The sequence below is a fragment of the Mesorhizobium delmotii genome (assembly GCF_900149755.1).
GTDB lineage: Bacteria > Pseudomonadota > Alphaproteobacteria > Rhizobiales > Rhizobiaceae > Mesorhizobium > Mesorhizobium delmotii.
Map to the genome: position 1 here is coordinate 67,651 of NZ_FUIG01000022.1, position 9,931 is coordinate 77,581.

Annotated in this window: 12 protein-coding genes; 6 read left to right on the top strand and 6 right to left on the bottom strand. The window is 65.0% G+C overall.

Annotated elements, in window-relative coordinates:
- Position 1 precedes the first annotated feature (1 nt).
- The 3 genes from dinB to BQ8482_RS13170 form a co-directional block, all read right to left on the bottom strand.
- The gene (gene dinB, locus BQ8482_RS13155) at positions 2-1,243 is read right to left on the bottom strand and encodes a DNA polymerase IV (protein ID WP_123148018.1); all 1,242 of its coding nucleotides are present in this window, start codon (positions 1,241-1,243) and stop codon (positions 2-4) included.
- A gap of 334 nt (positions 1,244-1,577) precedes the next feature.
- Entirely contained in the window at positions 1,578-2,036 is a 459-nt protein-coding gene (locus BQ8482_RS13165) for a GNAT family N-acetyltransferase (protein WP_123148019.1), read from the bottom strand.
- A gap of 124 nt (positions 2,037-2,160) precedes the next feature.
- Positions 2,161-2,529: a hypothetical protein gene (locus BQ8482_RS13170; RefSeq protein ID WP_123148020.1), complete on the bottom strand. Its 369-nt coding sequence runs from the start codon at positions 2,527-2,529 to the stop codon at positions 2,161-2,163.
- 216 nt (positions 2,530-2,745) lie between these two features.
- Here BQ8482_RS13170 and BQ8482_RS13175 point away from each other — a divergent pair, with 216 nt between their 5' ends.
- Complete coding sequence (locus BQ8482_RS13175; protein ID WP_123148021.1) at positions 2,746-3,048, top strand: hypothetical protein; 303 nt, start codon at positions 2,746-2,748, stop codon at positions 3,046-3,048.
- A 121-nt stretch (positions 3,049-3,169) separates the two neighbouring features.
- Entirely contained in the window at positions 3,170-3,529 is a 360-nt protein-coding gene (locus BQ8482_RS13180; RefSeq protein ID WP_123148022.1) for an endonuclease domain-containing protein, read from the top strand.
- A gap of 117 nt (positions 3,530-3,646) precedes the next feature.
- On the opposite strand, the gene BQ8482_RS13185 is transcribed toward BQ8482_RS13180, so the two are convergent.
- Entirely contained in the window at positions 3,647-4,351 is a 705-nt protein-coding gene (locus BQ8482_RS13185) for an XRE family transcriptional regulator (RefSeq protein ID WP_123148064.1), read from the bottom strand.
- 433 nt (positions 4,352-4,784) lie between these two features.
- On the opposite strand from BQ8482_RS13185, the gene BQ8482_RS13195 reads away from it, so the two are divergent.
- Positions 4,785-5,171, top strand: coding sequence for a hypothetical protein (locus BQ8482_RS13195; protein WP_244602783.1), 387 nt, complete (start codon positions 4,785-4,787; stop codon positions 5,169-5,171).
- A 299-nt stretch (positions 5,172-5,470) separates the two neighbouring features.
- The gene (locus BQ8482_RS13200) at positions 5,471-6,067 is read left to right on the top strand and encodes a DUF6456 domain-containing protein (RefSeq protein ID WP_123148023.1); all 597 of its coding nucleotides are present in this window, start codon (positions 5,471-5,473) and stop codon (positions 6,065-6,067) included.
- Between the two features lie 289 nt (positions 6,068-6,356).
- On the opposite strand, the gene BQ8482_RS13205 is transcribed toward BQ8482_RS13200, so the two are convergent.
- Positions 6,357-7,022 carry a hypothetical protein gene (locus tag BQ8482_RS13205; protein ID WP_123148024.1) on the bottom strand — a complete coding sequence of 222 codons (666 nt, stop codon included), beginning with the start codon at positions 7,020-7,022 and terminating at the stop codon, positions 6,357-6,359.
- Positions 7,023-7,289: 267 nt separating this feature from the next.
- Here BQ8482_RS13205 and BQ8482_RS39210 point away from each other — a divergent pair, with 267 nt between their 5' ends.
- Positions 7,290-7,556, top strand: a complete 267-nt coding sequence (locus BQ8482_RS39210; RefSeq protein ID WP_123148025.1) for a hypothetical protein — start codon at positions 7,290-7,292, stop codon at positions 7,554-7,556.
- A 562-nt stretch (positions 7,557-8,118) separates the two neighbouring features.
- Here BQ8482_RS39210 and efp read toward each other — a convergent pair.
- On the bottom strand, positions 8,119-8,685 hold the full coding sequence (gene efp, locus BQ8482_RS13215) for an elongation factor P (protein WP_123148026.1): 567 nt from the start codon (positions 8,683-8,685) through the stop codon (positions 8,119-8,121).
- Positions 8,686-8,814: 129 nt separating this feature from the next.
- Between efp and epmA the strand changes: the two genes are divergently transcribed.
- Positions 8,815-9,858, top strand: coding sequence for an EF-P lysine aminoacylase EpmA (gene epmA / locus BQ8482_RS13220; RefSeq protein ID WP_123148027.1), 1,044 nt, complete (start codon positions 8,815-8,817; stop codon positions 9,856-9,858).
- The last annotated feature ends 73 nt before the right edge of the window (positions 9,859-9,931 follow it).

The following is a 9,931-nucleotide window of genomic DNA, read 5'->3' on the forward strand; positions in this document are numbered from 1 at the left end:
CTCACAATTCCTTTTCGGCCAGTTCGCGAAACGCGTCGGGAACCGAGCGCGACTGGCCGAGCGCGACCGAGGCATAGCCGACCGCCTCCCAGCCGAAGCGGTCGCGGATCTTGTCGATGGCGCGGTCGGCGGTCCAGCGCGCCGCACCCTTGCTGGTGCCGGGGCGGCGCCGGTCGTCGTCGAGGTCGAGCGGCAGTTCCAGCTGCAGGCCCGGTTGCTGTTCCAGATGCGAGACGGCGATCGCCAGCAGCGAGATGGTCTTTTCGTGCGGATGATCGACAAGCACCTTGCGCACCAGCGCCTCGGCGATCTCGGCCAGCGTGGCGGTTGCCGAAATCGGCTGGTCGAGCGTGATCGAGCGCGTCACCGAGCGCAGATCGGCAAAGCGAACGCGAACCGTCACGGTGCGCCCCGGCCGGGACTTCGCCCGCAGCCGGGTGGCGACCCTGTCGGCCAGATGCAGCAGCGCCGGCACGAAGATTTTTGCCTCGGCCGGTTTCCTGCCGAGTGCCGATTGTGCGCCGGCCGATCGCGCCCGGCGCTGCGTCTCGAGCTTGCGCGGATCGCGGTTCCACGCCAGCGCGTTGAGCTTTTCGCCCGCCGCCGGCCCGAGCAGGCGCTCCAGCGACCAGCCAGGCGTCTTCGCCAGTTCGCCGATGGTGCGCACACCGATGCCGGCCAGCCGCTCCCTGGTGACCGGGCCGACGCCCCACATCAGTTCGACCGGCAGATCGTGCAGGAACTCCAACTCGTGGCGTGGATCGACGACCACCAGCCCGTCGGGCTTGGCCACTTGCGAGGCGATCTTGGCCAGGTGCTTGGTGCGCGCCACACCGACCGAGATCGGCAGGCCGAGCTCCGCCCGCACGCGGCGGCGGATGGTTGTGGCGATCTCGGCCGGCGGACCGAACAGATGGGTGCAGCCGGCGACGTCGGCGAAGGCCTCGTCGATGGAGATCCGCTCGACCATCGGCGTGAAATCGCCAAGCACTTTGATGGCCGCGTCGCCGAGCCGCTGATAATCCTTGAAATGGCCGCCGACGAAAATCAGCCCGGGGCAGAGTTCCCGGGCGCGCCGCCCCGGCATGCCGCCACGCACGCCAAAGGCCTTGGCCTCGTAGGAAGCGGCCAGCACCACACCGCCGCCGACGGCGATCGGCTTGCCGCGCAGGGCCGGGTCGAGCAACTGTTCGACCGAGGCATAGAAGGCATCCAGATCCGCGTGGAGGATGTTGGCTTCCATCCGGCCCGTTCGCCCGCGGCGGTTCGAACGCCGCATGTCTTGAGGTTTGTATGGAACATAAAGAGAACATTGTGGGTGAATTGTCAAGGAGCGTGGAGGGGCAATCGCCTCGGGTTTGCGCTGCCCCTCATCGCCCTGCCGGGCACTTCTCCCCGTATAGGGACGGGGAGAAGGACGCCTTCGCAAGGATTTCGCCAATCTCCAGCGTTGCAGAATGGGTGCTGACGTTGCGGCCAGCCCCTTCGCCCCGTCACTATACGGGGAGAAGGTGCCGGCAGGCGGATGAGGGGCGGCGCCGACTTCAAGCGATTGCCCTGATGACGGGTGCCGCGATCTACAACCCTATCTTGTAGCCGAGATGGCTGGCGGCGAAACCGAGGCCCTCGTAGAAAGCGTGCGCCTCCCGTCGGCTCTTGTCGGTCGTGAGCTGAACGAAGCTGCAGTTGCGCGAACGGCCTTCTTCAACCGCCCATTCGATCATCTGCTTGCCGACGCCGCGAGACCGCCATTGCCGGGCGACGCGAACGCCTTCGATCTGGCCGCGCCAGGCGCCTTTCCTCGAAATGCCCGGGATGAAGCTGAGCTGCAGGGTTCCGACCACCCGTCCGGCTTCGACGGCCACCGCGAGCAGCTGGTTGGGATCGGCATCGATCGCCCCGAAGGCATCGAAATAGGACGGCGCGAGCGGCGTGGATGGGTCTTCGCGGCCCGCGCCGAGCGCATCGTCGGCAAGCAGTGCGACAATCGCTGGCAGATCGGGCGCTTGTGCGCGACGGAACTCGATCTCGCTCATCGAGGGGAGACATACGGCGTGGTGTCGGCGACCGCAAGTGCGGTCCAGCCATTCGCGATATGTGCGTCGCGGTGCGGGCGACCGGCGTCAGTCATTCGCGGCCGATTGCTCGCCGATCTCCGGCTTACGCCGCCTGCCGTGCCCAGAGGCGGTGGCCGTAGCGGCGGAAGAAACGCGCCAGGAGCCGCTGCTGCCTGGCGCGGGCGAGATCGGCGCCGCGCCTTTCCTGGCGCCAGCGCGGCATGTTGCGATAACAGGCAATGAAGCGGGCGGCGTCCTCGAGCGCCTCCTCGGCCGACTGCGCCGGGCGGACCGCCGCCAGGAACAGCGCCTCGCCATGCTTCAGCTGGTCGACCATCGCTTTGCGCTGGTCATGGCCCTGGCGGGCCTTGCCTATGCCGTCGTGGCGGATGGCGGCGAAGGACGCCAGCATGGCCGGGCTGTCGCCAGTATAGCCGCAATCGCGGGCGAATTGAGCGGAGAGGGCGTCCATCCTCGTTTCCTTGGCTTGCGGCGGCCGCGACGGATGCCCGGCCCTTGCCGCCTATCCGATCATCCGCGGCGCTAACTATCCATTGGTATGCTATACAAGCATAACTCAAAAATATGCGCAAGTTAAACTTTTACACAGGTTGGGCAGAACCGACTCGACTCTTCGGGAAAAACCCCTAATGATGTGAACAAAACAGGAACTGAGGCACTAGGGACGATGGCATTGCCGGGCAAGGAAGCGACGATCGCCGAGGTCGTCTCGATCGCGGTCGAGTGTATCGATTGCGGCCGCAACAGATGGTGGAAGCCGGCGGAGCTGAAGCGCTTCGGGGTGACCGCGCAGACGCCGCTGGCGGCGCTTTCGGGGCGCCTTCGCTGCTCGGCCTGCCGCGCCGACGGGCTGCCGGGCGCGGCGATCTCGATCCAGGCGGCGTTCATCGACGAGCAGCAGCAGCGCCGCGCCGAAGCGCGAATGCTTGGCGAGCGCGAGATTCCCCTGGAGAGATCCAGGCGGGCTTGATGGCGAAAACGCCATCTCCCCCCTTGCGGGGGAGAAAGCGATTTCAACATCTTAGCTGGCGTGAGCCCGAAGGGCGAAGCGCTAAGTGTTAGAAATCGCAAGAGAGGGGATCGCCGAACACATGCGCCAGTCCATCCCGCCGCTACATCGCGCTTTCGCCAAGGCCATGCGCGCCGACGCGACCAACGCCGAAAACATCCTCTGGCAGGCGCTGCGCAACAAGCAGCTCGAGGGCTTGAAGTTCAAGCGCCAGGTGCCGCTCGACGGCTATATCCTCGATTTCGTCTGCTTCGATGCACGATTGATTGTGGAGGTCGATGGTGGTCAGCATTCGGAGTCGAAACGAGATGTCGCACGTGACATGCATTTCGAGATCCGCGGTTTCAAAACGCTCCGCGTCTGGAACGATGAGGTGGTGAAGAACATCGATGGCGTCTGCCTGACGATACTGAATGAGGTGAAAGTGGTCGGGCAGAAGTGATCCCCTCTCTTGCGATTTCTATCACTTAGCCTGCGCTTCGCCCTTCGGGCTCACTCCAGCTAAGATGTTGAAATCGCTTTCTCCCCCGCAAGGGGGGAGATAATACCTGCCGCCGCCCTAGTACCCCAGCAGTTCCTTGAGCGGGATGACGCGCCAGACGTGCTTGATCGCGTAGCGATTGAAGGTCAGCGTCTTCGGCGGATTGTACTGCTCGACGACCAGCTCGGCGGCGGTGCGCTTGACCAGTTTTTTGATGAAGGCCTTGCCGTTGCGCTCGTGTTCCTCGGGGAACATCTCGATCACCACGTGGTCGCCGGGCACGGCGTCGCGGCCGCCGCAATAGAGCATCTCGCCAGGCTCGTAGCGCGGCACCATCGAGTCGGAGAGCACATGCAGCGCGAACACCTTGCGCAAATGGGCAATGCCGGGCGGGCGCTGGACATAGCCGGCGACCTCGCCGTTGAAGGTGAAGTCGCCGTCGTCGCCGCCGACCGCCGCACCCAGAAGCTCGATGTCCATCGGGCCGGCGGGCAGGGGGGCGGCGTCGGTGACGATCTCGGCGTCGGCGACATTGTCGGCGTCGTCGAGGAAGACGACCTCGCCCTTGCCGAGCGCCACCGGGTCGACGCGCAGGAAGGCGGCGGTCTTCAGCAGGTTCTCGGTTTTTGGCAGGTTGCGGCCGGTTTCCCAATTGCCGACGGCGGCGACGTCGGTGTCGTTGTGCTCGGCAATGTGGCGCATCACCAGGCCGCGCTGCTTGCGCGCCTTGCGGATCGCCGCCCCGACCTTGATCGACAACGAGGTTTTCGCCATGGCGGCCATCTGAAACATAAGAATCGGTTTCGTCCATGAAAGAATAGCTTGCATAAATTTTTGAGTTATGCTTATATACGGCCATGCACAAGCCACGTCGCTCCATCCCGTTTTCCCATCCGTCCCGGCTGTCCTCCTCCCCGGCCGGGACGAAGCCCGAGGCTAGCGCCTCGGTTCCGGTCACCCTGCCGTCGTCGCAGGCCCGGAACGGCCGGGGCCGTTCCCCTCACGGCTCCGGCCACGAATTTCCGCGCTTGCGAGGCGGGCCTTTCGTGCATCCGCACCGAGGATGGCACCGTCATCGTCTTCGACCGATGCACGGGCAGGGCGGTTTCCGGCGCCACCCGCGAGGCGGCCGGGGCGAAGCTTGGCCGCCGGAGGTGATCTTTCTTCTCCCCGAACGGGAGAGGACGAGCTTCGGCCTTTCAAACGGATCAACATTATGCCCGCCTATACCGACACAGTATTGCAAAGCATCGCCCGCACCCCGGCCAGGCTGGCGCCGCCGGTCTGGCTGCCGCAGCGCCAGTTCGTGCGCGAGATCCACGGGCCCGAGGCCCTCAATGTGCCGGCGCCGCGCCCTGTTGCCGCCGCCGGGCGCCCGCCGCATGTCGCGGCCATGCGCTTCATCGACTGCCTGTTCAACCGCTGCCGCGCGCCGCTCGATCTGACGCTGGAGGAAGATCCCGAAAACGACGCGCCCGGCAGCCGGCCGGCACTGGACATGCTGTGCTGCGGCCTGCGCACGCGGCCGCTGAAAAGCTACTGCGCCTATCACGCGGCACGCTTCTGCGACCATCGCCGCACGGCTCTGGCGGATGCGGCGTGAGCGGCATCGGTCGAGATTCTTCTCGCCAAGCACGGCGGCCTGGTTCCTCGCGCCCGCTGCGCGGGGGAGAGGTGGCTCGGCGAAGCCGAGACGGAGAGGGGGCGCCCTACGCGAAGCCAAGGCCGGATGAGGAATTGCAAGGGCCAAACCGATGAAGACCTAAGCTCTTCAACGACGAAATCGCCAGCGTGCGGCGCGACTGCCCCTCTCCGTCTCGGCTTTGCCGAGCCACCTCTCCCCACTCCGTGGGGCGAGGAACCCAGATCCTGCGAAGGCAGCAATCAAACGAGGAGCCACAGATGAGCAAGAAGACCGCCCAAAAGGCCAAGCCGGCCAAACTATCCAAGGGCGAGGCCGAGCAGGTGCGCATCCGCAAGGAGGTCGGCCATGATTTCGCGCTGAAGGACGACGCCTTCGGCCGCAAGCGGCTGGCGACCGGCACGCTGGAGGCGAAGCGCATCTATGAGGTTTCCAATGACAGCTCGACCGGCGGCATTGTGCGGGTGCGCAATGTCGACCCGCTGACCGGCATCACCTCGCTGTCGCGCCAGCAGCGCGAGGCGGGTATGCGCTACCGCGAGGATTTTCGCGTCTCGGCGCAGGACGGTGTCAAGCCGATGGCGCTGACCGAGCGCGTCGACGGTGGCCGCATCGGCGGCGGCGTTGCCGACCGCATCCTGTCCGCCGGCCGCTCTTATGCCGACGCCACCAGGGCGCTTGCGCATTGGGAGGTGTCGGGCGTGGTGCAAAAAGTCTGCTGCGCCGGCGAAACGGTGAAGAGCCTGGCCGAACAGACCGGCGAGCCGCGGGATGTGGTGTCCAAACTGCTCAAGATCGGGCTGGATTTGTTGGCGGTGCATTACGGGATGATGCTGATGCGGCGGCCGCGGGGGTAGGGCGCGAACTGACGGGCGGGGCGCCGCACCGATGGGTGATCAGGCTAGTGGTCAAAATCCCACGCTTGGTGCCGGAGCCGTAGGCCCGCTCTGGGTGGAAACCTGCCTTTCGCTCCGGCTGCTGAAGCGGCTTTATCGCGCCTACTGCAAGCATATCGTCCATTCGGCAAACTCGCGCGTCGAGGCCGTTTTCAGCGGCGCGAGCAATCCCCGCCGCCTCGGAGCGGCTGGAGCGCCCGCCGCGGTCATCAAGCGGGTCGCTCGCGACGCTCCCGCTACGGACTCGATGTCACCCATTGTGAGGCCGCAGCCCGGTCACGGTCCGCGCTAAACCCAACCCGAACCAAAGTGTCCACAGGGACATCACCAGTGATGCCACGACCCAGATGAAGCTGCCCAGGGTGACCCCGAGCCACATGCCCAGGGGCCAGCCGAGGAAGGCTCCGATTCCGGCCACGACCGCGATGTACGATGCCCAGACCGGCGTGGCTCGGTGAGCGGTCTGCGCCTCGTTGCCAGCGATCAAGGCAACGGCCAACGCCAAAAACATGAAGCCGTTGGCCTTTCCTTCGGAAAATGCCCACCAGGCCTCGAAAGTTGCCGTGTCCCCGGCGGCAGCAGCGGCGGAGACCACGGTGGCCTCGGCCACTGCGGTCGTCATGGTCCAGAGGGCGCCGACAGTCAGCACACCCCAGGCAGACAACGTCCACCACGCCTCGGTGAGGCGCGATCTGGCCGCCAGCACGATCAGACCTGTCAGGACGAACAGTGATAGCGCTACCGCGGAAACCCAATGGATGATCGCCCATCGGACAGGGCCGTCGGTGATAACTCCCATCTGGCGACCCATATCGGGATGGATCGGCCCATGGCCGACCAGCGCGCCTGCCAGCAGGATAGAGGCGATCGCAAGCCAAACTCCTGCTACGCGCGTTCCTTCTTCTGTGTTTGCCATAGAGACCTCGCGCGGTAATGGTCCCATGCCCCATCTAGCGCCAGATTTCAAAGGGTTGCAAGATGGCCACTGATCGGAACGGGTCAACTGACGCCGTAGCGTTGCCACGTCTGTACGACCGGAAAGGTCGGAACAGGTTAATCCGCATCGGGCACCAAGCGTCAGATTTTTACCACTAGAGGCGAATTTCGGCCGGCCGTGTCCTCCAATTGAAGGGGGCGGACTTCTGCATAGCCTGTTACGGTGCGCCATTGCTGGTAGATCGCAATGCCAAATCCGCCGCTAGACCCTCATTTCGCAGACGTGGCGCCCACGTCTTCGGTGCTGACTGCGTATGACGAGCACTGCATGCTGACTTACATGCGGCTGCTCGATGCTTCGGCGGACGGGGCCGATTGGCGTGAGGTCGCCCGCAGCGTTCTGCACATTGACCCGGAGCAGGAGCCGGAACGGGCATTCCGGGCTTGGGCGACCCATCTGGCGCGTGCCCGCTGGATAACCGGGAATGAGGGTTCGTGTCGATCGGCACGATGAGCGGCTTCGATGACGCCTCGGAGATTTTCCGTGGAACATCCGTCCCTGTCTGCCCGTTTAGATAGGAAACCAAAATGGGGAAGCGCTCGATGAACCGTTGGCAAATCAACAGGTTGGAGGCGTGCTGCCTTCTTGCCGTTCCGCTGTCGATGATCCTTACGGTTCTGGTAGCGGGTCTCATCCTTGGCTGAATCCCCGCTGCACAGTCCAGTGACGAAGACTCTTCCCGGCCCGCATCGTGGCACGGGGGCAATCGCGGATTGGGCCTCTACCTTGGCATTCTGCGACGATCAGGCCTGTGGCGGGCCTCGCTTACCGTCTACTTGTGGGGGACTGTTAAGAGACAGGATTAACGCGTATGTGCTAGCTAGGGTTAACAAAGGGTTTTCCGGTGACGCCGCTTCAAATCACCTCCATCGTGGCCGAACTCGCGGTCTCCTACGTCACGATTGCACTCGCCTACCTGGCAGCTGTGTACGCGATTTGCTCCCGCTACTAGCCACCGCGCGTCCAGCCGGCTTCCAGCACGCGAGGCCTGTCGCCCGCAAGCGATCCACCAGCCTCAATCCTTGGCGCGCTCCACATACGCGCCATCGGCCGTCATCACCACCACGCGGGTGCCGGCGGTGATGTGCGGCGGCACCAACGTGCGCATGCCGTTGGACAGCGTCGCCGGCTTGTAGGACGAGGACGCCGTCTGGCCCTTGGTCACCGGCTCGGTCTCGACCACCTCGAAGGTGGCGCGCTGCGGCAGCACCAGCGAGATGGCGATGCCATTGTACTGGGAAATCTGCACCGCCATGCCTTCCTTGAGATAGGGCGCCATCTCGCCGACCACGCTTTCGGGCACCGCGACCTGGTCGTAGGTTTCCGGGTTCATGAAATGATAGCCTTCTGCGTCGTGGTAGAGGAAGGTATGCTCGCGCTCCTCGACATAAGCGCGCTCGACCTGCTCGGTGGTGCGGTAGCGCTCCGAAACCTTCACCCCGTCGGAGATACGGCGCATGTCGAGCTGGGTCACCGGCGTGCCCTTGCCCGGATGGATGTTTTCGGCAAAGAGGATCACATAGAGCTTGCCGTCCTTTTCGACGACATTGCCTTTGCGTAGGGAACTGGCGATGACCTTCACGGGCTTTATTCCTAAGAGCGTTGACTGGTCTGGGAGCGCCGACCGGCGCAAATCGGCTGCGGGAGCCGTCCGGTGCGACCTAGCGCATCTTGGCTGCGATCGCCAGTCCTCCATGCAAATCCTGTCGTCATGACCGCCGCCTCGCCCTGGTGGACGCCTGATGTTCACGCCGACCGGCGGCCGCGGCTGATCCTGCGCAATGCCATCACTGCGGCCCTGCGCGACTGGTTTGCCAGCCGCGATTTCATCGAGGTCGAGACGGCGGCGCTGCAGGTCTCGCCCGGCAACGAGGCGCATCTGTCGGCCTTCGCCACCGAGGCGATCGGGCCGGACGGACAGCGTCTGCCGCTCTATTTGCACACCTCGCCGGAATTCGCCTGCAAGAAGCTGCTCACCGCCGGCGAGACGCGCATCTTCAGCCTGAGCGCCGTCTATCGCAACCGCGAGCGCGGCCCGTTGCATCATCCGTCCTTCACCATGCTCGAATGGTACCGGGCTAATGAGACCTATGAGAGCCTGATGGAGGATTGCGCCGGGCTTGTCGCGCTGGCCGCCGAGCGCGCCGGTGCAAAACGTTTCGCCTTTCGCGGCCGCGCGGCCGATCCGTTCGCCGAGCCCGAACGGTTGAGCGTCGCCGATGCTTTCATGCGCCATGCCGGCATCGACCTGCTGGCCACGGTCGCCGCCGACGGCAGCACCGATCGTGAAGCGCTGCACGCGGCTCTGCTCCAGGCGGGCTTACGCACCGCGCCCGAAGACAATTGGGCCGATCTGTTCAGCCGGGTGATGGTGGAAAAGATCGAGCCGGCGCTGGGGCAGGGGCGCGCCACCATCCTTTACGGCTATCCGATTTCGGAGGCCGCCCTTGCCCGGCCGAGCGCAGATGATCCGCGGGTCGCCGAGCGCTTCGAGCTCTATTGCTGCGGCGTCGAACTGGCCAACGCGTTCGGCGAGCTGACCGACGCCGCCGAGCAGCGCCGGCGCTTCATCCTCGAGATGGACGAGAAGGAGCGTATCTATGGCGAGCGCTATCCGATCGACGAGGATTTCCTCGCCGCACTGGCCATGATGCCGCAGGCGAGCGGCGCCGCACTCGGCTTCGACCGGCTGGTGATGCTGGCGACGGGGGCAATGCGGGTCGAGGATGTGATGTGGACGCCGATGGCGGGGTGAGGCGAGGCCTGTGCTCTACGGCGCCCCCCTCTGTCCTGCCGGACATCTCCCCCACAAGTGGGGAGATCGGCAC